This is a genomic window from Pseudomonas gebzensis, from assembly GCF_034427815.1.
Lineage (GTDB): Bacteria > Pseudomonadota > Gammaproteobacteria > Pseudomonadales > Pseudomonadaceae > Aquipseudomonas.
The window spans coordinates 52,071-75,042 of the sequence record NZ_JAXQNS010000005.1 but is presented as its reverse complement, the minus strand read 5'-3'; the positions used below and the strand labels follow the sequence as shown (position 1 = coordinate 75,042).

The following is a 22,972-nucleotide window of genomic DNA, read 5'->3' as shown; positions in this document are numbered from 1 at the left end:
TTTCGCTTAGCGAGTGGTTACCTCGGTAGCAGCGAAGAAGTAAGCGATTTCGCGAGCAGCAGCGGCTTCGGAGTCCGAACCATGAACGGCGTTGGCATCGATGGACTCGGCGAAGTCAGCACGGATGGTGCCGGCAGCGGCTTCTTTAGGGTTGGTAGCGCCCATCAGCTCACGGTTCTTGGCAATGGCGTTCTCGCCTTCCAGAACCTGAACAACGACAGGGCCGGAGGTCATGAAGGCAACCAGGTCACCGAAGAAGCCGCGCTCGCTGTGCTCGGCGTAGAAGCCTTCGGCTTCGGCCTTGGACAGTTGCTTGACTTTCGAAGCGACGATGCGCAGGCCAGCTTCTTCGAAGCGCGAGGTGATCTTGCCGATGACGTTTTTGGCAACGGCATCAGGCTTGATGATCGAGAAAGTACGTTGAACAGCCATGGAAAACTCCAGAATATTGAGTGTTACGAAAAATTAAACCCGCGAATTATACGCGGGTTCAAGGGCATTGCCTAACCTGCAGATGTCGCTTAGTCGAGTTCTTCGATCCAGGCCGCCTGGATGGCCTCCAGGACCTTCTCGCCAGCGCGCTCGGGATCGTCGTTGAAGTCAGGTAGCTCCATCACCCAACGACGCAGATTGACGAAATTCAGGTAACGAGGATCGACTTCCGGCTTGCTTTCTGCAAGCTGGATGGCGATCTCAAGTACATCAACCCATTTCAGACTCATGCGTTGATCCTCAATGCGGCGCTTCGGCAGCGTGGTTGAGCGAATACTTGGGGATTTCGATGGTCAGGTCGTCATTCCCGACGACCACCTGGCAACCCAGACGCGACTGCGCTTCCAGGCCCCAGGCCTTGTCCAGCATGTCCTCTTCCAGTTCATCGGCTTCGTCCAGCGAATCGAAGCCCTGGCGGACGATGCAATGGCAGGTGGTGCAGGCCTTGACACCACCGCAGGCGCTTTCCATCTCGATGTGGTGCTCGTGGGCCAGCTCCAGGATATTGGTGCCGGGTGCGACCTCCACGGTCAGCCCCTGTGGGCAGAACTTCTCATGCGGCAGGAATTTCACCAGCGGCATCGGTTACTCCTCGATCTCATTCAGGTTGCGCCCGGCCAGTGCGGCTTTGACCGTCGAATCAAGGCGACGGGCGGCAAATGCATCGGTCACCTGCGACAGACGCTTGGTCTGTTGCTCGATGGCAGGGCCATCGGTGCCGGTCAGCAAATCACGTAGTTCCTGCATCTGGAATTGAATGGCTTCACGCTCTTGAGCGCTGAGCAGACGCTCGCCATCGGCGTCCAGCGCGCCTTGTACCGCTTCGAGCAGCCGCTCACCGTCGACCTGATGCTCGCGCAACTGGCGAGCATTGCGGTCGGAGCCTGCATGCTCGAACGAATCTGTGAGCATGCGGGCGATCTCTCCGTCGGTCAGCCCGTATGATGGCTTGACCTGAATGCTGGCTTCCACGCCCGAGGCCAGCTCACGCGCAGCGACGCTGAGCAGGCCGTCGGCATCGACCTGGAACGTGACGCGGATCTTCGCAGCACCCGCCACCATCGCTGGAATGCCACGCAGTTCGAAGCGGGCCAACGAACGGCAGTCGCTGATCAGCTCGCGCTCACCCTGCAGGACATGGATCATCATGGCCGACTGGCCATCTTTATAGGTGGTGAACTCTTGGGCGCGGGCCACGGGAATGGTGGTGTTGCGTGGAATCACCTTTTCCAGCAGACCGCCCATGGTTTCCAGCCCCAACGACAGCGGGATGACATCGAGCAGCAGCAGTTCGCCACCTTCGCGGCGGTTGCCGGCCAGCGTATCGGCCTGGACCGCGGCGCCAATGGCGACCACCTGATCCGGGTCGATCGAGGTCAGCGGCTCGCGATTGAACAAGGCGCCCACCGCATGGCGAACACGCGGCACACGGGTCGAGCCACCCACCATGACCACCGCTTCGACCTCTTCGAGCTCCACACCGCTGTCGCGCACAGCGCGGCGGCAGGCTTTGAGGCTGGTGGCAATCATCGGCTCGATCAACCCTTCGAACGCATCACGGGTCAGCTCGCCGGACCATTGAGCATGGGCCACGCGCACGCTGTCCTGATCGGTCAGGGCTTCTTTGGCGGTGCGTGCCGTTTGCAGCAACAGGCGCTGGGTGGCCGGATCGAGGTCGGCCGACAGGCCTGCCTGGGCGATGATCCAGCCGGCGATGGCGTGGTCGAAATCGTCGCCGCCCAGCGCAGTGTCACCGCCGGTGGCGAGCACTTCGAACACACCGGCAGTGAGGCGGAGAATGGAAATATCGAAGGTGCCGCCGCCCAGGTCATAGATGGCCACCACGCCTTCGGCGTTCTGGTCCAGACCATAGGCCACCGCAGCCGCTGTCGGCTCGTTGAGCAGGCGCAGCACGTTCAGGCCGGCCAGCCGCGCAGCATCCTTGGTGGCCTGGCGCTGGGCGTCGTCGAAGTAGGCCGGCACCGTGATGACCGCACCCACCAGCTCCCCGCCCAGGCTCTCTTCGGCGCGCTGACGCAGCACCTTGAGGATGTCTGCCGAGACCTGCACCGGGCTTTTCGGGCCCTGCACGGTATCGATGAAGGGCATGTGCGACTCGCCGCCGACGAAGCGGTAAGGCAGTTGCTCACCCAGTTGCTTGACGTCGGAAAGACCGCGCCCCATCAGGCGCTTGACCGAAAGAATGCTGTTGAACGGGTCTGTCGGCGCCGCATCGCGGGCGCCCAGGCCAACCTCGGTACGGTCTTCGAGGTAGCGCACGGCAGACGGCAGGATGAGGTTGCCCTCGGCATCGGGCAGCGGTTCGCTACGGCCACTGCGCACGGCAGCGACCAGGGAATTGGTGGTGCCGAGGTCGATGCCCACCGCCAGGCGACGCTGGTGCGGCTGAGGGCTCTGACCGGGTTCGGCGATCTGCAATAGGGCCATGCTTATCTGAATACCTTAGGCGTCATCACGGGTAACGCCGGGTTAATCGTCGAGGCGCTCTTCGAGCTGGCGCACTTCTTGGGAGAGCTTGTCGAGAAACTGCATGCGGCGCATCAGCCGCTCGGCCTGCTCGCGCTCGGCCGGCACATCCCAGCAGCGCTCGAACGCGTCGTTGAGCGCCTCCTGGGCAAGCTTGAGACGGCGCTTGAATACGCCAACGCCGTCCAGGTCGGCTTGGTCCTGCAGGTCTTCGAGCTCTTCACGCAATTCCATCTGCTGCAACAGGAATTCAGGGTCGTGGACCGTGACTTCCTGCGGCACTTCATGGCCACCGATGGCCAGCAGATAGCGCGCGCGGCGCGGCGGACTGCGCAGCGTCTGATAGGCGTCGTTGAGGGCGGCCGACTTTTCCAGCGCGACACGCCGCTCCCGCTCGGAGGCGTCAGCGAAACGGTCGGGATGCACCTCGCGGGCCAGCTCGCGGTAGCGAACGGCCAGCTTGTCGAGGTCCAGGCGGAAGGCAGGCTGCAGATCGAACAGCGCGTAATGGCAGAGATTACCCACGTCAGGCCTCAGATGTTGAAGCTTTCGCCGCAGCCACATTCACCGCGCACGTTGGGGTTGTTGAACTTGAAGCCTTCGTTCAACCCTTCCTTGACGAAGTCCAGCTCGGTGCCATCGAGGTATACCAGGCTCTTGGGGTCGATGATGACCTTCACGCCATAGTTCTCGAACACCTGATCTTCGCCCGCCACGTCATCGACGAACTCGAGCACGTAGGCCAGGCCCGAGCAGCCGGTGGTGCGCACGCCAAGGCGAATACCTTCACCCTTGCCGCGCCCGTCGAGGGAGCGGCGGATATGGTTGGCGGCGGCTTCTGTCATGCTGATAGCCATCGGAACTCCTTACCTCAACATCGGTTGTCTGCTGCTACAGGCAGCTCAGACCAGGCCTTTCTTCTGCTTGTAGTCGCGTACGGCTGCCTTGATGGCATCTTCGGCGAGGACCGAGCAGTGGATCTTGACCGGTGGCAGGGCCAGCTCTTCAGCCAACTGCGTGTTCTTGATGGTCTCGGCTTCGTCGAGGGTCTTGCCCTTCATCCATTCGGTCGCCAGGGAGCTGGAGGCGATGGCCGAACCGCAGCCATAAGTCTTGAACTTGGCGTCTTCGATGACGCCCTGCTCGTTGACCTTGATCTGCAAGCGCATGACGTCGCCACACGCCGGCGCGCCGACCATGCCGGTACCGACATCCGGGTCCTCGGCATTCATTTTGCCGACGTTGCGCGGGTTTTCGTAATGGTCGATGACCTTTTCACTGTATGCCATGGTGCAATTCCTTCCTCATCAGGGGAGCCGCTCTTGCCGGCGGCTGCTTAGTGGGCAGCCCACTCGATCTTCGAGATGTCGACGCCGTCTTTGTACATGTCCCACAGCGGGGAGAGTTCGCGCAGCTTGTTCACCGCTTCGCAGACCTTCTTCGCCGCATGATCGATTTCTTCTTCCTGGGTGAAACGACCGAAGGAGAAGCGGATCGAGCTGTGTGCCAGTTCGTCGTTACGGCCCAGGGCTCGCAGCACGTAGGACGGCTCGAGTGATGCCGAGGTGCAGGCCGAGCCGGACGAAACAGCGATGTCCTTCAACGACATCAGCAGCGACTCGCCTTCGACGTAGTTGAAGCTCAGGTTCAGGTTGTGCGGAACGCGGGCGGTCTGGCTGCCGTTGATGTACAGCTCTTCGAGGTCCGAGACCTGGGCGAAGAAGCGGTCGGACAGCGCCTTGATGCGCGCGTTCTCGCTGGCCATTTCTGCTTTGGCGATGGCGAACGCTTCGCCCATGCCGACGATCTGGTGGGTCGGCAAGGTGCCCGAACGCATGCCGCGCTCGTGACCGCCACCATGCACCATGGCTTCAAGACGCACTCGCGGCTTGCGGCTGACGTACAGCGCGCCGATGCCTTTGGGGCCGTAGACCTTGTGCGCCGAGAACGACATCAGGTCGACCTTCATCGCCTGCAGGTCGATCTCGACCTTGCCGGCAGACTGAGCGGCGTCGACATGGAACAGCACGCCGCGCGAGCGGGTCAGCTCGCCAATTGCGGTGATGTCGTTGATCGAGCCGACTTCGTTGTTCACATGCATCAGCGAGACCAGGATGGTGTCGTCGCGCAGCACGGCTTCGACCATGGCCGGGGTGACGATGCCATCGGCGCCAGGTTCGAGGTAGGTGATTTCAAACCCTTCACGCTCCAACTGGCGCGTGGTGTCCAGAACGGCCTTGTGCTCGATCTTGGAGGTGATGATGTGTTTGCCTTTGGTCTGGTAGAAGTGCGCCACACCTTTGATCGCGAGGTTGTCGGACTCGGTGGCACCACTGGTCCAGACGATTTCACGCGGATCGGCGTGGATCAGCTCGGCAACCTGGCGGCGGGCATTTTCGACCGCTTCTTCGGCGCGCCAGCCGAATGCGTGGGAGCGCGAGGCCGGATTCCCGAAGTTGCCGTCCATCGTCAGGCAGTCGACCATCTTCTGGGCGACACGGGGATCGACCGGCGTGGTCGCGGAGTAATCGAGGTAGATCGGCAACTTCATTGAATATCTCCTATCAGGCGTTGGCGCAGCTCGTCATCACGGTCAGTCGACGGCAGACGTCTCAATCTTGTCCATGTGCGCAGTACGGCCGGCAACGCGGCGCAGGTCCTGGCGATGGGCGACTTCTTGCACCTCGCGGCGTGTAACGAGATCGGCCAGGCTGATGCCACTGAGGAATTCGTGGATCTGCTGGCTGAGGTCACACCACAGGTGGTGGGTCAGGCAGGTGTCGCCGGAGTGGCAGTCTCCGAGGCCTTGGCAGCGAGTGGCGTCTACCGACTCGTTGACCGCGTCGATGACCTGAGCCACCTCGATGGTCCCCATGGCCCGCGACAGCTGATAGCCGCCGCCTGGGCCACGAACACTGGAAACCAGACTGCTGCGACGCAATTTGGCGAACAGCTGTTCCAGGTAAGAGAGGGAAATGCCTTGGCGCTCGGAGATATCAGCCAGTGACACCGGTCCGTGCTGCGCGTGCAACGCCAGATCCAGCATGGCGGTAACGGCGTATCGGCCTTTGGTTGTGAGTCGCATGGCTATGGGCACCACGGGGAGTTACGGGATGTGTGCGAGTATGCTATTCCCGAGCATTTAAGTCAACTATAAGACCTACTGTATTGGTCAGGTTTACCCGGGGAAGTGGTCGCGAGTTTAGCAGACCCGGGCAGAGGTGCACACGCCCGGGTGCCATCATGGCGAAATCAGTGCGCCTGGGTGTCGCTGCGAGCCTCGTCCTTGACGGCTTCGAAGGCCTCCTCAGGCAGCGATGGCAGGGCTTTGGCGCAGTAGTCGCTGCCAAGATTGGTCAGTGCGCCGCACATGCCTTCGAGCCGCTCGTCCACCGCCTGCAGGTGATCGAGCATCTGACCGATGGCGCGGGCGACAGGGTCAGGCATGTCGCCGCTGACGCCGTAGGCATCGAAACCGATCTTCTGCGCCATGGCTTTGCGCTTGGCCTCGAGTTCATCACCCTCCTCTGCCTTGACGATGATCCGCCCGGGAATACCGACTGCGGTCGCCCCCGCCGGAACGGCCTTGGTGACCACCGCATTGGAGCCGATTTTGGCGCCGGCACCGACCGTGAACGGCCCGAGCACCTTGGCGCCGGCACCGACGACCACGCCGTTTTCCAGGGTCGGGTGACGCTTGCCCTTGTTCCAGCTGGTGCCGCCCAGGGTCACGCCTTGATAAAGGGTGACATCGTCGCCGATCTCGGCGGTTTCGCCGATGACGATGCCCATGCCGTGGTCGATGAAGAAGCGTCGCCCGATGGTCGCGCCCGGGTGGATCTCGATGCCGGTCAGCCAGCGACCGAAGTTCGACACCAAGCGCGCCAGCCACTTGAAATCACGCACCCACAGGCCGCGCGCCAGGCGATGCAGCCAGATCGCGTGCATGCCGGGATAGCAGGTGAGCACTTCGAACATGTTGCGCGCCGCCGGGTCACGGTGAAACACGCTCTGGATATCTTCACGCAGACGCTCGAACATCTGATTCAGTCCTTCCGTTTATGCGGCTCGCCCCGAGCGACTTTCTGGGTCTCGGTGAGGATGCCGCGCAAGATGCTCATTTCCGAATGGTTGACCACGCTACGCCCGTACAGACGACGCAAGCGCGCCATCAAGTGACGGGGCTTGGCGGGATCGAGAAAGCCGATCTGCACCAAGGTCTGCTCCAAGTGGCCGTAGAACCGCTCCATCTCATCCATGGTCGCCGGCTCCTCACCGGCGTCGGTCTTCTCCACGACCGTGGCCGCTTGCTGCGATGCCAACCAGGCGGTGCGCACCTCATAGGCCAGCACCTGTACAGCGGCGGCAAGGTTCAGCGAGCTGAAGTCGGGATTGGAGGGAATGTGCACATGGAAGTGACATCGCTGCAGTTCGTCGTTGGTCAGCCCGGCATGCTCACGGCCGAATACCAGCGCGATCTGCTCACCGCCGGCAGCGTGCTCGACAGCCTTGGCGCCGCATTCACGCGGATCGAGCATGGGCCAGGGCAGGCTGCGATCGCGGGCACTGGTGCCCAGCACCAGGCTGCAGCCGACCAACGCCTGTTCCAGGCTGTCGACCACTTCGGCGCCAGCCAGCACGTCGTCGGCACCGGAGGCACGTGCGCCGGCCTGCTCGGAGGGAAAGTCCCGGGGTTGCACCAGCACCAGGCGCGACAGGCCCATGTTTTTCATGGCACGTGCAGCGCCGCCGATGTTGCCGGGGTGGCTGGTATTGACCAGAACAACACGAATATTCTGCAACAAGGTGATGTGCTCACAGTGGCGGGGTTTCGGGGGCTGCAATGGTACAGAACAGGCCTGGTGAACGCCACGCAGTCGAACGTGGCACTTTTGCCGACGCGGTTTTCTGATAGAATGTTCGGCTTTCTTCTTTAACATTCCAGGTGAACCGACCATGCAGCCTATGCTGAATATCGCGCTGCGCGCCGCTCGCAGCGCCAGTGAACTGATTTTCCGCTCCATCGAACGCCTGGACAGCCTCAAGGTCGACGAAAAAGGCGCGAAAGACTACGTTTCCGAAGTTGACCGCGCCGCTGAAGACGTCATCGTCAAGGCCCTGCGCAAGGCCTACCCGAACCACTCGATCCTCGGCGAAGAAACCGGCCTGCACGCCGGCAGCGGCGAAGAAGGCAAGGATTACCTGTGGGTCATCGACCCGCTCGATGGCACCACCAACTTCCTGCGCGGCATCCCGCATTTTGCCGTGAGCATTGCCTGCAAGTACCGCGGTCGCCTGGAGCACGCGGTCATTCTTGATCCGGTTCGCCAGGAAGAGTTCACCGCCAGCCGTGGCCGTGGCGCCCAGGTCAATGGTCGCCGCCTGCGCGTCAGCTCGCGCACCAGCCTCGATGGCGCCCTGCTCGGCACCGGCTTCCCGTTCCGCGACAATCAGATGGCCGATCTGGACAACTACATGGGCATGTTCCGCGCCCTGACTGGCCAGACCGCCGGCATTCGCCGCGCCGGCGCCGCCAGCCTTGACCTCGCCTACGTGGCGGCCGGTCGCTTCGACGGTTTCTGGGAGTCGGGCCTGTCCGAATGGGACATGGCCGCTGGCGTGCTGCTGATCCAAGAGGCCGGTGGCCTGGTCAGCGACTTCAACGGCGGTCACGACTTCCTCGACAAGGGCCACATCGTGGCGGGCAACATCAAGTGCTTCAAGGCGATTCTGACGGCCATCCAGCCGCACCTGCCAGAGCACCTGAAGCGCTGAAATCGCCCTGGGCATCGCGCCTGCCAAGCCGTCCTGGCTGCGGCGGTTCACTGCCCAACCCCCTGACGCAGGGCTGCCCCGCAGCCCTCGTTCATGCATCCCTCCTCATGCAAACTCCTCACGATATCGTCCGCCACTGACTCGCCCTGCGACGCGCCAACATGCGCGCTGGCCTGATGCCCTCCTGGACGCTGCGACCAACTGAACGGAATCCGTCCGCACTCAGACGGTCACCTGTAGGCATTCGATGACTTACAGGACAGCATCATGACCCAACTCGCATTAGTCGTAGGCGCCAGCGGCATCGTCGGCAGCGCCACCACCCAGTTGCTACTGGACAACCAGTGGCAGGTCGCAGCCCTGTCTCGTCAGCCCTCGACGCTTCCAGGCGTCATACCCGTCGCGGCGGACCTGCAGGACCCGCAGTCGGTGCGCGACGCCCTGGCCGATCTGCGGCCCACCCACGTGTTCATCACCACGTGGTCGCGCCAGGCCAGCGAAGCGCAGAACATTCGCGTCAACGCCGCCATGGTGCGCAACCTGCTCGATGCCCTGCGACCCGCCAAGAGCGTCCAGCATGTCGCACTGGTCACCGGCCTGAAACACTACCTCGGCCCGTTCGAGGCCTACGGCAAGGGCACGCTGCCGCAGACCCCCTTTCGCGAAGAACAAGGCCGGCTGGATGTGGAGAACTTCTATTACGCCCAGGAAGACGAGGTCTTTGCCGCTGCCAGGCAGGATCGCTTCACCTGGAGCGTGCACCGCCCGCACACGGTGATCGGCGTTGCAGTGGGCAATGCCATGAACATGGCCACCACCCTGGCGGTGTATGCCTCGATCTGCAAACACACCGGCCGCCCTTTCGTTTTCCCCGGCTCCCGCGTGCAGTGGGACAGCCTGACCGACATGACCGATGCCCGTCAGCTCGCCAGCCAACTGCTGTGGGCCGCCACCACCCCTGACGCCGCCGACCAGGCCTTCAACGTCACCAACGGCGATGTGTTCCGCTGGAAGTGGATGTGGGGCAGGATCGCCGAGTACTTCAACCTGCCTGCGGCCGACTTTGCGCCTGCACCCGCGCCACTGGAAACCCAGATGGCCGATGACCAGCGCGTCTGGACGCAGCTTGTAGCGGAGCATGGGCTCAAGGAAGGTGACATTGATCGGCTGATTTCACCGTGGCATACCGATGCCGACCTGGGTCGACCAATCGAGGTGGTCACTGATATGTCGAAAAGCCGCATCCTGGGCTTTACCGGCTACCAGGCCAGCGATCAGGCCTTCTTCGACGCCTTCGATCGTCTACGCCAGGAAAAGCTGATTCCGTAAGCAAGACGGCGCCGTGGATCGAGATGAGCCGTCGCAATCGAAGGCTCTGAGCAAAATAAATCCGATACCTGGGCAAGGTATCGGATGGCTCTCAAGCGTGGCGCAGCGGCTGACCGCTGCCGGCAACGCGCTCAGTCAATGGCGGCCAGGCGCTTATTGGCCGGGCTGGTTCTGACTCAGGATCAGCTTGCCGTTCTTGTCCAACGGAATGCTCGATCCGGGATCGCGGTCCATCTTGATGTGCCCGGCCTGGTCACCGATGGTGTACTTGACGTTGTAGCCGACCACTTTGTCGCTGATGTCGTTGACCGTGTTGCAACGGGTTTGCGTGGTGGTGTAGGTGTCACGCCGCTGCATGCCTTCCTGGACCTTGTTACCGGCATAGCCACCACCGACCGCACCGGCCACTGTGGCCAGCTTTTTGCCATTGCCGCCACCGACCTGGTTACCCAGCAGGCCACCGGCCAGTGCACCGACCACGGTGCCTGCGATCTGGTGCTGGTCCTTGACCGGCGCCTGACGCGTCACAGTGACGTCTTTGCACACCTGACGCGGCGTCTTGATCTGCTCTTTGATTGGCTGCACGTCGGTCACCTGAGCATACTCAGGACCTTTGTTGACCAAGCTGTAGGTCGCGAACGCACCGCCGGCAGTCACCGCCACAGCACCAAGAACCGTCCCCACTAGCATTGATTTGTTCACGTGAACTCTCCTGATCTATCCAGCGGGTCCGCGCCCGCGCTTGTCCCAGCCTTGGAGCAAAAAAAAAGGCGCGAGTTCAACACTCGCGCCTCTTGCTTGGCCAAACGGCGTAGGAGATTTCCTTACGGACGATCGTCCACGCCTTCTGCCTTGACCGGTGGAATCAGGTCTTCGCTGTTCAGGTTCAGCCAGATCAACACCACGTTGGCAATGTAGATCGACGAGTAGGTGCCCGCCAGAACGCCGATGAACAGCGCCAGGGAGAAGCCGAACAGGTTGTCACCGCCGAAGAACAGCAGCGCGGCGATCGCCAGCAGGGTCGAGACCGACGTCGCGATGGTGCGCAGCAGAGTCTGGGTGGTCGAGACGTTGATGTTCTCGATCAGCGATGCCTTGCGCATCACCCGGAAGTTCTCACGCACCCGGTCGAACACCACGATGGTGTCGTTGAGCGAGTAACCGATGATTGCCAGCACCGCAGCCAGCACGGTCAGGTCGAAGGTGATCTGGAAGAACGACAGGATACCCAGCGTCACCACCACGTCGTGGATCAGCGAGATGATCGCGCCCACGGCGAACTTCCACTGGAAGCGGAAGGCCAGATAGATGAGGATGCCGCCGAGCGCCAGGAGCATGCCCAGACCGCCCTGGTCGCGCAGCTCTTCACCGACCTGCGGACCGACGAACTCCACACGCTTGACCGTTGCCGGGTTGTCGCCGCTGACCTTCTTCAAGGCTTCTGCGACCTTGTTGCCCAGTTGCGGATCGTCGCCCGGCATACGCACCAGCAGTTCGTTGCTGGCGCCGAAGCTCTGCACGATGGCCTCGTGGAAGCCCGAGCTGGTCAGCTCGCCGCGCACGGCCTTGAGGTCGGCGGGGCGCTCGTAGGTCAGCTCGATCAGGGTGCCGCCGGTGAAGTCCAGGCCAAAGTTCAGGCCCTTCTGCCACCAGCTGAACAGCGCCAGTACGGTGAGCAGTACGGTGATGGCGAACGCACTGTTGCGCACGCCCATGAAGTTGATGGTTTTCATGGTGATTCCCTCAGACCCACAGCTTCTTGATGTCACGCCCGCCGCAGGTCAGGTTGACCATTGCACGGGTCACCATGATGGCGGTGAACATCGAGGTGAATATCCCGAGGGACATGGTGACCGCGAAGCCTTTGACCGGCCCGGTACCCATGGCGAACAGGATGCCGCCTACCAGCAGGCTGGTCAGGTTGGCGTCGATGATCGCGGTATAGGCACGATTGAAGCCTTCATGGATCGCACGTTGAGCAGACATGCCGTTCTTCAGCTCTTCGCGAATCCGCGAGAAGATCAGCACGTTGGCGTCCACCGCCATCCCCATGGTCAGCACGATACCGGCGATACCCGGCAGGGTCAGGGTCGCGCCCAGCAAGGACATCAGGGCCAGCAGCAGCACCATGTTACCCGCCAGGGCGATCGTGGCGATCACGCCGAAACCACGGTAGATGGCGATGATGAACAGCGAGACGAACAGCATGCCCCACAGCGACGCATCCACACCCTTGGTGATGTTGTCGGCACCCAGGCTCGGGCCAATGGTGCGCTCTTCGGCAAAGTACATCGGTGCTGCCAGGCCACCGGCACGCAGCAGCAGGGCCAGCTCGGACGACTCGCCCTGGCCATTGAGCCCGGTGATGCGGAACTGGCTACCCAGCGGCGACTGAATGGTCGCCAGGCTGATGATCTTCTTCTCTTCCTGGAAGCTCTGGACCGGCACTTCCTTCTCGATGCCATCGACGGTTTGCTTGACGTAGCGGGTGATCGGCTTCTGCTCGATGAAGATCACCGCCATGCTGCGCCCGACGTTGCTGCGCGTGGCGCGGCTCATCAGTTCGCCGCCGTGGCCATCGAGGCGGATGTTGACCTGCGGACGGCCGTGCTCATCAAAGCTGGCCTGGGCATCGGTAACCTGGTCACCGGTGATGATCAGGCCGCGCTCGACCGGAGCCGAACGGCCGCCTTCGCGGAACTCGAACACTTCGCTGGTGGCACGCGACGCACCGGGTTCGGCGCCGAAGCGGAACTCCAGGTTGGCGGTTTTACCGAGGATACGCTTGGCTTCGGCAGTGTCCTGCACGCCCGGCAGTTCGACCACGATGCGGTTGGCGCCCTGGCGCTGCACCAGCGGCTCGGCGACACCCAGCTCGTTGACGCGGTTGCGCACGGTGGTGAGGTTCTGACGGATCGAGTATTCGCGGATCTCGGTGACCTTGGCCTGGGTCAGCGCCAGACGCAGCACGGCGAGGTCGTTGCGCTCGGAGGTGGTCAGGTCGAAGTCGGTGAAATTCTTGCGTACCAGGCTGCGCGCCTGTTCGCGGGTGGCGTCGTCGGCAAAGCCGAGCATGATGCCGCCATTCTGTTGCGGCAGGCTGCGATAGCGAATGCGTTCCTTGCGCAGCAAGGTCTTCACTTCACCTTCATAGACCTTCATGCGCGCGCTCATGGCCTTGTCCATGTCGACTTCCAGCAGGAAGTGCACACCGCCGGACAGGTCGAGGCCGAGCTTCATGGGGCTGGCGCCGATCTTGCGCAGCCACTGCGGGGTGGTCTGGGCCAGGTTCAGTGCGACGACATAGTCGTCACCGAGCGCCTTGCGCACCACATCCTTGGCTGGCAACTGATCTTCCTGATTGCTCAGGCGAATCAGGCCACTGCCCTTCTCACCCAGGCTCGCGCCCTTGACCACCAGACCGGCCTCGGTCAGCGCCTTGCTGACACGGTCCAGGTCGGCCTGGTTGACCTGCAGCGCCGAACTGGCACCGCTGATCTGCACGGCCGGATCATCCGGGTAGAGGTTGGGAGCGGAATAAATGAAACCGATCGCCAGTACCAGCACGATCAGTGCGTATTTCCACAGAGGGTATTTGTTCAGCATCACGCCGCCCGTACAAGACGCGGGGCGCGTTGCGCGCCCCGACTGGAAAAAAAATCGATGCCTCAGATCGCCTTGAGCGTACCTTTTGGCAGGGTTGCCGCGATGGCACCCTTCTGGAACTTCAGCTCAACGGTGTCGGACACTTCCAGCACGACGAAATCATCGGAGACCTTGATGATCTTGCCGGCAATACCACCGTTGGTGACAACTTCGTCGCCTTTCTGCAAGTTACCCAGCAGGTTCTTTTGCTCTTTGGCGCGCTTGGACTGTGGACGCCAGATCATCAGGTAGAAGATGACCAGGAAGCCGACCAGGAAGATCCACTCAAAACCAGCAGGACCCGCGGCAGCAGGTGCAGCAGCGTCCGCGTAGGCGGCGGGAATCAGAAAGCTCATTTGACACTCCAGTTACTAGCGTTATGCAAAGACTTGGTTTGCACATTCAGTGAAGGACACTCAGTCCAGAGGCGGCACAGGCAGCCCGCGTTTGGCATAGAAGGCGTCGACAAAGGCGGCCAATTTACCCTGTTGAATAGCCTCGCGCAAACCAGCCATCAGGCGCTGGTAATGACGCAAGTTATGGATCGTATTCAACATGCTGCTGAGCATTTCGCCGCACTTGTCCAGGTGGTGCAGGTAGGCGCGCGAGAAGTTGCAGCAGGTATAGCAATCGCAGGTTGGATCCAGCGGCGATTCATCATGGCGATGGAACGCGTTGCGGATCTTGATCACCCCGGTGTCGATGAACAGATGCCCGTTGCGCGCGTTGCGCGTAGGCATCACGCAGTCGAACATGTCGACGCCGCGGCGCACACCCTCCACAAGATCCTCGGGTTTGCCCACCCCCATAAGGTAACGAGGTTTGTCAGCGGGCATCTGGCCTGGCAGGTAATCGAGCACCTTGATCATTTCGTGCTTGGGCTCGCCGACCGACAGGCCGCCGATGGCCAGGCCGTCAAAGCCGATCTTGTCGAGCCCTTCGAGCGAGCGCATGCGCAAGTCTTCGTGCATGCCGCCCTGGACGATGCCGAACAGCGCGGCGGTGTTTTCGGCATGGGCGTTCTTCGAGCGTTGCGCCCAGCGCAGCGACAGCTCCATGGACGTGCGCGCCACGTCGTGCTCGGCCGGGTACGGGGTGCACTCGTCGAAGATCATGACGATGTCCGAGCCCAGGTCACGCTGCACCTGCATGGACTCTTCCGGGCCCATGAACACCTTGGAGCCGTCGACCGGCGAGGCGAAGGTCACGCCCTCTTCCTTGATTTTGCGCATCGCGCCCAGGCTGAACACCTGGAAACCGCCGGAGTCGGTGAGAATCGGGCCTTTCCACTGCATGAAATCGTGCAGGCCGTTGTGCTTCTTGATCACCTCGGTGCCTGGGCGCAGCCACAGGTGGAAGGTGTTGCCGAGGATGATCTCGGCACCGGTGGCTTCGATGTCACGCGGCAGCATGCCCTTGACCGTGCCATAGGTGCCCACCGGCATGAACGCCGGGGTCTCGACCGTGCCACGGGGGAAGGTCAGCCGACCGCGACGGGCCTTGCCGTCGGTGGCCAACAGTTCGAACGACATTCGACAAGTGCGAGTCATGCTTGATCCTCGGGGCCACGCGGCGCCGGATTGCGGGTGATGAACATGGCATCACCGTAACTGAAGAAGCGGTACCGCTCCTGGACCGCCGCCGCATAGGCAGCCATGGTCTCGGGGTAACCGGCGAAGGCCGAGACCAGCATCAGCAGCGTGGACTCGGGCAAGTGGAAATTGGTCACCAGCGCGTCGACCACATGGAAGGGCCGGCCGGGGAACAGGAAGATATCGGTGTCGCCACTGAAGGCCTTCAGCTCACCATCGCGCGCGGCGCTTTCCAGCGAGCGCACGCTGGTGGTGCCCACCGCGATGACGCGGCCGCCGCGCGCGCGACAGGCCGCCACGGCATCGACGACGCCCTGGCTGACTTCCAACCACTCTTTATGCATGTGGTGGTCTTCGAGCTTGTCGACCCGCACCGGCTGGAAGGTGCCGGCCCCGACGTGCAGGGTCACGAACGCCTGCTCGACACCTTTTGCCGCGATCTGCGCCAGCAGCGCCTGATCGAAATGCAGCCCGGCGGTGGGCGCCGCCACGGCCCCCGCGCGCTCGGCGTACACGGTCTGGTAGCGCTCGCGGTCGGCGCCCTCGTCAGGCCGGTCGATGTAGGGCGGCAGCGGCATGTGCCCGACACGGTCGAGCAACGGCAACACCTGTTCGGCAAAGCGCAACTCGAACAGGGTGTCATGGCGCGCCACCATTTCGGCCTCGCCGCCGCCGTCGATCAGCAATCGAGTGCCGACTTTCGGCGCCTTGCTGGCACGCACATGGGCCAGCACGCGGTGGCTGTCGAGCACGCGCTCGACCAGCACTTCCAGCTTGCCGCCCGAGGCTTTCTGGCCGAACAGCCGCGCCGGAATCACCCGGGTGTTGTTGAACACCATCAGGTCACCGGGGCGCAGGTACTCGAGCAAGTCGGTGAACTGCCGGTGCGCCAACGCCCCGCTCGGCCCATCGAGGACCAGCAGACGGCTGCCATGGCGCTCGGCCAGCGGATGGCGAGCGATGAGGGTATCGGGGAGTTCGAAAGAGAAATCGGCGACGCGCATGATCAGGTTCGGTTCGACAAAGCGGGGAAGTTTAGCCCACTGAGGCAAAATTGACCATGAAAGGCGATTGACCGACGGACGGAGCCTCTCTATACTGCGCCGCGTTAAGCCCTGATGGCGGAATTGGTAGACGCGGCGGATTCAAAATCCGTTTTCGAAAGGAGTGGGAGTTCGAGTCTCCCTCGGGGCACCATCTAAAAGAAACCCAGCCGAAACGCTGGGTTTTTTATTGCCTGAAATTTGACCAATCCTCACGCAGCACCGCCATGCTGAAAGTCCTGTATGTCAAGCAGCCCTCTTGTCCGCCCACACCTCATCAGTCACGTACCATTCCAGGCCCAGGCGCCTGAGAATACTCAGTCGTACTGGTCGCTCAGCAAGGCGCGCGCACCCGTTGCCCTATTGAGCAATGGTGCCGTCGAAACCCTGATGAAGCATCAACCATCGACCCCCAATACGAACTCGCGGCCGCTACACAGAATACCTTTACCGCGCAGTAGCGTGCGCTTCTACACAGTCGTTGCACGACAAAGAAGCCCACGCTCCCACGATCAGAATTTCATCTTGTACGGTTTCGATTTCGCCACGATCTGGAATTGTTTCGACTTCTCATCGAACACCACTACCCCATCGCTCTGCATCATGTCAGTGCCTTTATAATCGAGGCTCGACATGAAAATCAGGTTGCTCGAAGGCAGGTATGCCTTTCCACCGCTCACCTTGGGGAGGTCGGTCGTCTCGCTTGGGAACTGCATCGGGGACTTGTAGATTTTACCGTCATTCACATCGACGAACGCGGTGGACTGGCACCCCGCCCCGCAACTGAACGAGGTCACGGCGAAGTGCCCGGCGAAATCAGCCTTCTTCCCGACTGTCCACTGAACAGCGTCTTTTGACTTCAAGTCTTTCGCGTAAGCGGGGTTCGACTTCCAGTCAATCTTGCTCACTGTCTTCTGACTTACGTCTGACGCTGGGTAAGCGTCGAATTTGAAGCGCTCATCAGCACCGGCACCCATCGCCCCACCCACACACGCGACCACCAGCAAACCCTTCAAAATCCCTTTCATCTGGCACACCTTGAATGACGTTGAGGCTGAAAAATAACCTCGCCTCGAAAATCCTACAACGAGTAGTTCCTTTCAACGAAAATTGATGGTGAACAATCGACTTCGGAAAAAATTCCTTTCCCCAAATCAGGTCATTCCATTTTCTAGCGACGGCCGATTATCCGAGGGTCTGCAGGGTAAGCCTTGATACTCACTTAGGCTGGGTTGAAAACAGAGCGCAAGGCCGGGCCCTCGAAATGCTCACGTACTGCAGTTCGGTCGAGCGCGGGTCGGCCTACATGTGTTGACCTACACAGCCCGGCCTAGGCGACCCGGCCTACGCGGCGCGACCTACGCGGCCCGGCCTACGCGGCCCGACCTACGCGGCCCGACCTACGCGGCCCGACCTACGCGGCCCGACCGTTACTCACCTTTTTTGCGGGGCCTCCATCGGCCCTGCAGGGGCTTGGCCTCGAGACGTTTCATACAGACCTGGCCCCTTGGCCACGACCTCAGGACGTCAGCCGCCGATGAGGCAGTCGGCTGGCACCGGGCGGCCGGCCCGTGATGCGTTTGAAGGCACGGCTGAAGGCGGCTTGAGAGGTGTAACCGAGGTTCTGCGCCACGGTTTCGATGGGGAGCCTGTCTTGAGTCAGCCACTGACTGGCGAGGCGCATCCTCAGTTCGGTGGCATAGCGTAACGGTGGTATTCCAATGGTTGCCTGGAAGCGTTCCGCAAACACAGAGCGCGAGCAATTGCATTGCTCGGCCAGCTCCGACACGGACCAATTGCGGCCCGGGTCGCGATGGAGCGCCAGAATGGCGCGGGCCAGCCGAGGGTCACGCAGCGCTGCGACCAAGCCCGATGCATCGTCACAGCCACATTCGACCCAACCCCGTACGATCATCGCCGCGACTACATCGGCGAGACGGGCGAGAATCCCGGCGAAGCCGATACGCCCGGAGCAGATTTCTCCTTTCATGGCGGCGAGTATCGGCGTGAGCCCAGGGTAGCGATCGCTGGCGGCATCGACCACTATCAGGGCCGGCATCAGCGGCTCCAGCCCTTGCATTGCGCCAAGATCAAACTGCATACAGCCGTAAAAAAGAATGGCGCTGGGGATGGCGCTGGTCGTAGGGCACAGGTTGACGGCGCTGACCGTGTCACCCAAAGGAGCCGATTCGAAAAAACCGATGTCCTGGACTGGCGCGTCCGAGCTGGACAGCAACTGATGCGCTGCGCCCTGCGGCAAGAACACTGCATGCCCTGCGGACAGTTCATGCAGGACACCATCTTCCGTGCGCAGCACAGCTGAACCGATGGCGAGGTAGTGAAAATAGGCATGTCCACGCCGGGCGTTCAAGCTTACACCGAACGATGGACCGGTCTGGATACGACGGTACTGCACGCCTCGCAGGCGCATGCCGGTCAGCAATTCGCTGATGAGTTCGGAAGAAAGAGCGAATGGATCTGACATGTGCAATCCGGATTCCTGATCAAAAACTACAGACGAACCATCATAGATCCTCCTGAAATCGACGCATAGACTTTGCGCTCGCTTCAACTTTAGGGAGATGGTGATGGTGAATGACAGCGTAATGGCGCCCCAATCCAGTGTTCAAGCGGGCGTCGCTGGAGGTGTAGAACCGAAGACACCGGCCTGGATGGCGGTGCTTTCGCTGGCAATGGGCGTGTTCGGATTGCTGACGGCCGAGTACCTTCCGGCCAGCCTGCTGACCCCGATGGCCACAGACCTGGGGGTATCTGAAGCCATAGCGGGCCAAGCAGTGACCGTCACCGCCATTGTGGCGCTGTTTGCTGGATTGCTGGTGCCAGGGTTCACGCGAACACTTGACCGGCGCACTGTGCTTCTGGGGTTTTCGGTGCTCATGATCGCTTCCAACCTGTTGGTGGCGTTGTCCTCCAGCATGTGGGTGCTCATGCTGATGCGTGTTCTGCTGGGGGTGGCACTGGGTGGCTTTTGGTGCATGGCTGCGGCCGTGGCTATGCGTTTGGTCCCGGCGCGGCTGCTTCCTCGGGCGCTGTCGATCATTTTCAGTGGTATTGCCGTAGGCACGGTGGTCGCGGTCCCGCTCGGTAGTTACCTGGGTGGCCTGTATGGCTGGCGCTCCGCGTTCCTTGCCGCTGCCGCAGTGGGCGGTATTACCCTGCTCTTCCAGTGGTTCACACTGCCAAAAATGGCGCCGCGCAGTCCGGCACGACTCAGAACTGTACTGGAGGTACTCATGCGTCCTGGCATCGCTGTCGGCATGTTTGGCTGCGTGCTTGCCCACACAGGCCATTTCGCGCTGTTCACCTATATCCGACCATTCTTGGAAAGCACCACCGGCGTTGGTACGGATGGGCTCGCCCTTATGTTGCTGGGGTTCGGGGTGGCCAATTTTGTCGGCACGATGCTGGCGGGGTGGCTGATTGCGCGGAGTCTGAGCGCGACATTGGCGCTCATGCCGGCGCTGGTTGGGCTGGCAGCGCTGGGTATGGTGCTGTTGCCTGCCTCAGAGCCGGGCCAGGCGCTGCTGGTTGCGTTTTGGGGATTGGCGTTCGGCGGCGTGCCAGTCGCGTGGTCCAACTGGGTGGCACGGTCAGTGCCTGATCAAGCGGAAAGCGCAGGCGGGATGGTGGTGGCATCGGTGCAGTCTTCTATCGCCGCGGGTGCCGCTGCGGGAGGTGCCATGTTCAGCTTCAGCGGCATCGCTGGCGTGTTTGTCGCGGGAGCAATCGTGATGCTGCTATCAGCCCTGCTGATCGTATGGCGCGTCAGCGTTCAACCGTCCTCTCTGGGCAAGGCCACCCTGGCGGGGCATCTTTAACGTGTTGTAGCTCACTCCAGGCCGCCTTGGAGTGGGCACCTCAAGCGGATAACAGATGAACGCCTGGACGGGTGTCCAGAACCAAAATACCGAGCGCTTGAACCTGGTGCTGATCGGTCGGGCTGAGTTGAACGCCGTCGGGGCCGCACAGCGGCACCGATCACTCTTATCCTTGAGCCGGTTTTTTGGACCCAAGAGACGGTGCATGCCTGCCACGACCTGAGCGCGACAGGTGTGCTTGAGGTGCACACGCTACCGCGCTGCGCCCGAGCGATCTTCGCCCAGACGCAGCGCGGTAGCGGGTTACTTGGCAGCGCCTGCCATCCACTTGAAGTACACCACTCCCCACACCAGCCCGATCGCCGCCGCCAGCGCGGACGCACACAGCACGCTCAACTTGGCCACGGCCAGCAGGTGCGCATCATCGAAGGCAAGGCCTGCGATGAAGATCGACATGGTGAAGCCGATCCCGGCAAGCAGCCCGACCAGCGCCACCCCACCCCAGCTGACGTGCTGCGGCAGTGTGCAGACACCGCTGCGCACCAGCAGGAAGGTCGCCAGGAAGATACCGATCGGTTTGCCGACCACCAGCGCTACCACGACCCCGTACGCCACCGAGAAGCTGATCGGCACATCCAGATGAGCGCCCTGCAAATTGACACCGGCATTGGCCAAGGCAAACAACGGCATGATGGCGAAGGCCACCCATGGATGCAGACGCGACTGCACGCGCTGGACCGGCGGCACCACTTCACGCTCGGCCAGACGAATCTGCTTGAGCGGGGTAGCCACTTTCTTTTCGCCCTGGTCGACCCGATGCAGCAGATCACGGAATGCCTTGGACATCATGTCCAGCGGCCGCTCATGGGACGGCGCCGAGCGCACCGGGGTGATCAGGCCCAGCACCACCCCGGCCAGCGTAGGGTGCACGCCGAGCTTGAGCAGGCCGGCCCACATGATCACGCCCGGGAGCACATAGGCCCATGCGTTACCGATGCCCATGCGCTGCATGACCAGGACCAGTGCCAGACCACCGGCGGCGATCCCCAGGCCGGCGAAGTCCAGGCTGGCGGTGTAGAACACGGCAATGATCAGGATGGCGGCGATGTCATCGATGATCGCCAGGGCCAGGAGGAAGATGCGCAGGTTAGCCGGAATCGACTTGCCCAGCAGCGCCAGAACGCCCACCGCGAAGGCGATATCGGTGGCCGTCGGCACGGCCCAGCCGTGACTGGAAGGCAAGCCCCAGTTGAAGGCCAGGTACAGGCCCGCAGGCACCAGCACGCCGCCCAGCGCAGCACCCAGCGGCAAGGTGGCCAGGCGCGCGTTGGACAAGGCGCCGTCCTGGATTTCCTGACGGATTTCCATGCCCACCACCAGGAAGAAGATGGTCATCAGGCCATCATTGACCAGAAAATGCAGGGATTGGCCCAGGCTCAACGCGCCGATGGTGAGGGTGACCTGCGTATGCCAGAAGGCCTCGTAGGAGGCGCTGGCGGCGCTGTTGGCCCAGATCAGCGCGGCGATCGCGGCGATGACCAAGGCAATGCCGCTGACGGCTTCGATGTGCGCGAAACGTTCCAGCGCGGCGAGGGCCTGGCGGGTGAGCTGCTGGGGCCGGGGGATAACGGCCGAGGCGGGCGTATTGGGTGCGGGCACGGTAAAACCTCACCAGCGGCCCGACTGGTGTTGGACATTTAACCTGCGATTCAGCGACATGCCTGACGCACCCGTGCGCATTGTAGGCATAGCGCCCGACACCTGCAAAACACCCTGGACCGATGACCGGCGCTGGCCCCTGATATCAGGCATTTCCTACACAGGGGAAGTGTTTCCCGCGCTCTTGCAGAAATCCCTTCAGCGTGCACTGATGGTAGACGGTATACCACTCGGCGGATGCTATCGCCGCCATCGCCGATTTCGATTGGCAATAGCTATGTGCCACCATTACTCTCCATCACATTGGGCCTAACCAAAAGTTAAGGCGTGCCGATAGTCTGTTGCCACGCTGCCGATCCACCCCCTCAGAACCTGAACCATGAAAGCAACTGTGCCCTGCCTCGCAGCAATGATGCTGTTGAGTGGGTGCAATGGAATGCCCACCCGCTCGTTCGCTTCAAACCCCACCTATGACCAGGCGTTCGTCGTCCATTCCGGCGGTCCGCTGCCGATGCTGCTGATGGCCTCGGCGATCCAGTGGAACGAGGACTACGCGGTCACCGCCAAACACACCCCTTTCCTGCCCGGCGTGGTCCATGAAGGCCTTGGCGATGTCGTGTTCTTCCGCCACAAGGCCGAGCGCACCCCGCAGTGGCGACAGTTCGTACCAGGCGAGGCCGTTACCGCAGTTGGTTTCAACGGCTTGCAGATGCCCGTCGAGGGCCGCGGCCATGCCTCGGCCTCGCTGGTACGGCTCAAGGGCACCGGTGGCGGCGTGTTCTATTCAGTGCATGACGGCCCGCTGGTCAAGGGCATGTCGGGCGGTCCGCTGTTTGCCGATGATGGCAAGGTGGTTGGTATCAACATCGCCTACATCGACAAGGACGAGATCGACAGCACCCGCCGACCAGATCTGGCCAGTGCCGAGCGCATCAGCGTGTTCATGCCCTACAGCGAGATCGACCGCGAGTGGCGCCGCTATCAGTTCCAACTCGCCCGGCAAGGGGTCACGCCGCAGCGGCCCAAACCGGTACCGGCACTGGTGGCGAAAGCGCCGCAGGTCTGAATCCGCCCTGGTACTTGGGCGTGGTTCGTCGGCATCAGGCGGCGG

24 protein-coding genes and 1 tRNA gene are annotated in these 22,972 nt (G+C 62.1%); 5 read left to right on the top strand and 20 right to left on the bottom strand.

Annotated features, from left to right (window positions below; genetic code table 11):
- Positions 1 to 6: 6 nt before the first annotated feature.
- The 11 genes from ndk to trmJ all read right to left on the bottom strand — a co-directional run bounded on the left by ndk (position 7) and on the right by trmJ (position 7,784).
- Entirely contained in the window at positions 7 to 432 is a 426-nt protein-coding gene (ndk, locus tag SJI00_RS11225; protein ID WP_312934870.1) for a nucleoside-diphosphate kinase, read from the bottom strand.
- Positions 433 to 521: 89 nt separating this feature from the next.
- On the bottom strand, positions 522 to 722 hold the full coding sequence (gene iscX, locus SJI00_RS11220; RefSeq protein WP_322461781.1) for a Fe-S cluster assembly protein IscX: 201 nt from the start codon (positions 720 to 722) through the stop codon (positions 522 to 524).
- A gap of 10 nt (positions 723 to 732) precedes the next feature.
- Complete coding sequence (gene fdx / locus SJI00_RS11215) at positions 733 to 1,074, bottom strand: ISC system 2Fe-2S type ferredoxin (RefSeq protein WP_322461780.1); 342 nt, start codon at positions 1,072 to 1,074, stop codon at positions 733 to 735.
- A gap of 3 nt (positions 1,075 to 1,077) precedes the next feature.
- Complete coding sequence (hscA, locus tag SJI00_RS11210; RefSeq protein WP_322461779.1) at positions 1,078 to 2,940, bottom strand: Fe-S protein assembly chaperone HscA; 1,863 nt, start codon at positions 2,938 to 2,940, stop codon at positions 1,078 to 1,080.
- Positions 2,941 to 2,982: 42 nt separating this feature from the next.
- Positions 2,983 to 3,504, bottom strand: a complete 522-nt coding sequence (gene hscB, locus SJI00_RS11205; RefSeq protein ID WP_322461778.1) for a co-chaperone HscB — start codon at positions 3,502 to 3,504, stop codon at positions 2,983 to 2,985.
- An 8-nt stretch (positions 3,505 to 3,512) separates the two neighbouring features.
- The gene (iscA, locus tag SJI00_RS11200; RefSeq protein WP_312934864.1) at positions 3,513 to 3,836 is read right to left on the bottom strand and encodes an iron-sulfur cluster assembly protein IscA; all 324 of its coding nucleotides are present in this window, start codon (positions 3,834 to 3,836) and stop codon (positions 3,513 to 3,515) included.
- Between the two features lie 45 nt (positions 3,837 to 3,881).
- Positions 3,882 to 4,268: a Fe-S cluster assembly scaffold IscU gene (gene iscU / locus SJI00_RS11195; RefSeq protein WP_296263032.1), complete on the bottom strand. Its 387-nt coding sequence runs from the start codon at positions 4,266 to 4,268 to the stop codon at positions 3,882 to 3,884.
- A gap of 47 nt (positions 4,269 to 4,315) precedes the next feature.
- Positions 4,316 to 5,530 carry an IscS subfamily cysteine desulfurase gene (locus SJI00_RS11190; RefSeq protein WP_322461777.1) on the bottom strand — a complete coding sequence of 405 codons (1,215 nt, stop codon included), beginning with the start codon at positions 5,528 to 5,530 and terminating at the stop codon, positions 4,316 to 4,318.
- A 42-nt stretch (positions 5,531 to 5,572) separates the two neighbouring features.
- Positions 5,573 to 6,064, bottom strand: a complete 492-nt coding sequence (iscR, locus tag SJI00_RS11185) for a Fe-S cluster assembly transcriptional regulator IscR (protein ID WP_312934860.1) — start codon at positions 6,062 to 6,064, stop codon at positions 5,573 to 5,575.
- A 167-nt stretch (positions 6,065 to 6,231) separates the two neighbouring features.
- A complete protein-coding gene (gene cysE, locus SJI00_RS11180; protein ID WP_322461776.1) occupies positions 6,232 to 7,020 on the bottom strand; it encodes a serine O-acetyltransferase in 789 nt (262 codons plus the stop codon).
- Positions 7,021 to 7,025: 5 nt separating this feature from the next.
- Complete coding sequence (gene trmJ / locus SJI00_RS11175) at positions 7,026 to 7,784, bottom strand: tRNA (cytosine(32)/uridine(32)-2'-O)-methyltransferase TrmJ (RefSeq protein ID WP_322461775.1); 759 nt, start codon at positions 7,782 to 7,784, stop codon at positions 7,026 to 7,028.
- Positions 7,785 to 7,935: 151 nt separating this feature from the next.
- Here trmJ and suhB point away from each other — a divergent pair, with 151 nt between their 5' ends.
- Together suhB and SJI00_RS11165 are read left to right on the top strand one after the other, a co-directional pair.
- Positions 7,936 to 8,754: a type III secretion system regulator SuhB gene (gene suhB, locus SJI00_RS11170; protein WP_312934856.1), complete on the top strand. Its 819-nt coding sequence runs from the start codon at positions 7,936 to 7,938 to the stop codon at positions 8,752 to 8,754.
- A gap of 267 nt (positions 8,755 to 9,021) precedes the next feature.
- Positions 9,022 to 10,083, top strand: coding sequence for an SDR family oxidoreductase (locus tag SJI00_RS11165; protein ID WP_322461774.1), 1,062 nt, complete (start codon positions 9,022 to 9,024; stop codon positions 10,081 to 10,083).
- 153 nt (positions 10,084 to 10,236) lie between these two features.
- On the opposite strand, the gene SJI00_RS11160 is transcribed toward SJI00_RS11165, so the two are convergent.
- The 6 genes from SJI00_RS11160 to queA form a co-directional block, all read right to left on the bottom strand.
- Positions 10,237 to 10,785 (bottom strand): glycine zipper 2TM domain-containing protein, encoded by a 549-nt coding sequence (locus SJI00_RS11160; RefSeq protein WP_312934853.1) that lies wholly within the window; start codon positions 10,783 to 10,785, stop codon positions 10,237 to 10,239.
- Between the two features lie 122 nt (positions 10,786 to 10,907).
- Entirely contained in the window at positions 10,908 to 11,816 is a 909-nt protein-coding gene (gene secF, locus SJI00_RS11155; RefSeq protein ID WP_312934852.1) for a protein translocase subunit SecF, read from the bottom strand.
- 10 nt (positions 11,817 to 11,826) lie between these two features.
- Complete coding sequence (gene secD / locus SJI00_RS11150; RefSeq protein WP_322461773.1) at positions 11,827 to 13,689, bottom strand: protein translocase subunit SecD; 1,863 nt, start codon at positions 13,687 to 13,689, stop codon at positions 11,827 to 11,829.
- Between the two features lie 62 nt (positions 13,690 to 13,751).
- Positions 13,752 to 14,084 carry a preprotein translocase subunit YajC gene (yajC, locus tag SJI00_RS11145; RefSeq protein WP_312934849.1) on the bottom strand — a complete coding sequence of 111 codons (333 nt, stop codon included), beginning with the start codon at positions 14,082 to 14,084 and terminating at the stop codon, positions 13,752 to 13,754.
- Positions 14,085 to 14,144: 60 nt separating this feature from the next.
- Positions 14,145 to 15,260 carry a tRNA guanosine(34) transglycosylase Tgt gene (gene tgt, locus SJI00_RS11140; RefSeq protein ID WP_312934881.1) on the bottom strand — a complete coding sequence of 372 codons (1,116 nt, stop codon included), beginning with the start codon at positions 15,258 to 15,260 and terminating at the stop codon, positions 14,145 to 14,147.
- 14 nt (positions 15,261 to 15,274) lie between these two features.
- Positions 15,275 to 16,324, bottom strand: a complete 1,050-nt coding sequence (gene queA, locus SJI00_RS11135; protein ID WP_322461772.1) for a tRNA preQ1(34) S-adenosylmethionine ribosyltransferase-isomerase QueA — start codon at positions 16,322 to 16,324, stop codon at positions 15,275 to 15,277.
- Between the two features lie 108 nt (positions 16,325 to 16,432).
- Here queA and SJI00_RS11130 point away from each other — a divergent pair.
- Positions 16,433 to 16,517: transfer RNA gene (locus SJI00_RS11130), tRNA-Leu, on the top strand.
- A gap of 358 nt (positions 16,518 to 16,875) precedes the next feature.
- Here the strand turns inward: SJI00_RS11130 and SJI00_RS11125 are convergent.
- Positions 16,876 to 17,391, bottom strand: a complete 516-nt coding sequence (locus SJI00_RS11125; protein ID WP_322461771.1) for a hypothetical protein — start codon at positions 17,389 to 17,391, stop codon at positions 16,876 to 16,878.
- Positions 17,392 to 17,882: 491 nt separating this feature from the next.
- On the bottom strand, positions 17,883 to 18,848 hold the full coding sequence (locus SJI00_RS11120) for an AraC family transcriptional regulator (protein ID WP_322461770.1): 966 nt from the start codon (positions 18,846 to 18,848) through the stop codon (positions 17,883 to 17,885).
- Between the two features lie 121 nt (positions 18,849 to 18,969).
- Between SJI00_RS11120 and SJI00_RS11115 the strand changes: the two genes are divergently transcribed.
- On the top strand, positions 18,970 to 20,202 hold the full coding sequence (locus tag SJI00_RS11115; protein WP_322462049.1) for an MFS transporter: 1,233 nt from the start codon (positions 18,970 to 18,972) through the stop codon (positions 20,200 to 20,202).
- Between the two features lie 303 nt (positions 20,203 to 20,505).
- Here the strand turns inward: SJI00_RS11115 and nhaA are convergent, their stop codons facing one another.
- On the bottom strand, positions 20,506 to 21,861 hold the full coding sequence (nhaA, locus tag SJI00_RS11110) for a Na+/H+ antiporter NhaA (protein ID WP_322461769.1): 1,356 nt from the start codon (positions 21,859 to 21,861) through the stop codon (positions 20,506 to 20,508).
- A 412-nt stretch (positions 21,862 to 22,273) separates the two neighbouring features.
- Here nhaA and SJI00_RS11105 point away from each other — a divergent pair, with 412 nt between their 5' ends.
- The gene (locus tag SJI00_RS11105; protein ID WP_322462048.1) at positions 22,274 to 22,927 is read left to right on the top strand and encodes a S1 family peptidase; all 654 of its coding nucleotides are present in this window, start codon (positions 22,274 to 22,276) and stop codon (positions 22,925 to 22,927) included.
- Positions 22,928 to 22,972 lie beyond the last annotated feature (45 nt).

What these genes read in the sequence shown, in the direction of transcription:
- hscA (WP_322461779.1), bottom strand. Translation starts at nt 2,940, where the DNA reads ATGGCCCTATTGCAGATCGCCGAACCCGGTCAGAGCCCTCAGCCGCAC.
- yajC (WP_312934849.1), bottom strand. Translation starts at nt 14,084, where the DNA reads ATGAGCTTTCTGATTCCCGCCGCCTACGCGGACGCTGCTGCACCTGCT.
- fdx (WP_322461780.1), bottom strand. Translation starts at nt 1,074, where the DNA reads ATGCCGCTGGTGAAATTCCTGCCGCATGAGAAGTTCTGCCCACAGGGG.
- ndk (WP_312934870.1), bottom strand. Translation starts at nt 432, where the DNA reads ATGGCTGTTCAACGTACTTTCTCGATCATCAAGCCTGATGCCGTTGCC.
- secF (WP_312934852.1), bottom strand. Translation starts at nt 11,816, where the DNA reads ATGAAAACCATCAACTTCATGGGCGTGCGCAACAGTGCGTTCGCCATC.
- iscA (WP_312934864.1), bottom strand. Translation starts at nt 3,836, where the DNA reads ATGGCTATCAGCATGACAGAAGCCGCCGCCAACCATATCCGCCGCTCC.
- SJI00_RS11125 (WP_322461771.1), bottom strand. Translation starts at nt 17,391, where the DNA reads ATGAAAGGGATTTTGAAGGGTTTGCTGGTGGTCGCGTGTGTGGGTGGG.
- SJI00_RS11120 (WP_322461770.1), bottom strand. Translation starts at nt 18,848, where the DNA reads ATGTCAGATCCATTCGCTCTTTCTTCCGAACTCATCAGCGAATTGCTG.
- SJI00_RS11105 (WP_322462048.1), top strand. Translation starts at nt 22,274, where the DNA reads ATGCTGTTGAGTGGGTGCAATGGAATGCCCACCCGCTCGTTCGCTTCA.
- tgt (WP_312934881.1), bottom strand. Translation starts at nt 15,260, where the DNA reads ATGTCGTTCGAACTGTTGGCCACCGACGGCAAGGCCCGTCGCGGTCGG.
- SJI00_RS11190 (WP_322461777.1), bottom strand. Translation starts at nt 5,530, where the DNA reads ATGAAGTTGCCGATCTACCTCGATTACTCCGCGACCACGCCGGTCGAT.
- iscX (WP_322461781.1), bottom strand. Translation starts at nt 722, where the DNA reads ATGAGTCTGAAATGGGTTGATGTACTTGAGATCGCCATCCAGCTTGCA.
- secD (WP_322461773.1), bottom strand. Translation starts at nt 13,689, where the DNA reads ATGCTGAACAAATACCCTCTGTGGAAATACGCACTGATCGTGCTGGTA.
- suhB (WP_312934856.1), top strand. Translation starts at nt 7,936, where the DNA reads ATGCAGCCTATGCTGAATATCGCGCTGCGCGCCGCTCGCAGCGCCAGT.
- iscU (WP_296263032.1), bottom strand. Translation starts at nt 4,268, where the DNA reads ATGGCATACAGTGAAAAGGTCATCGACCATTACGAAAACCCGCGCAAC.
- SJI00_RS11115 (WP_322462049.1), top strand. Translation starts at nt 18,970, where the DNA reads ATGGCGCCCCAATCCAGTGTTCAAGCGGGCGTCGCTGGAGGTGTAGAA.
- iscR (WP_312934860.1), bottom strand. Translation starts at nt 6,064, where the DNA reads ATGCGACTCACAACCAAAGGCCGATACGCCGTTACCGCCATGCTGGAT.
- queA (WP_322461772.1), bottom strand. Translation starts at nt 16,324, where the DNA reads ATGCGCGTCGCCGATTTCTCTTTCGAACTCCCCGATACCCTCATCGCT.
- SJI00_RS11165 (WP_322461774.1), top strand. Translation starts at nt 9,022, where the DNA reads ATGACCCAACTCGCATTAGTCGTAGGCGCCAGCGGCATCGTCGGCAGC.
- cysE (WP_322461776.1), bottom strand. Translation starts at nt 7,020, where the DNA reads ATGTTCGAGCGTCTGCGTGAAGATATCCAGAGCGTGTTTCACCGTGAC.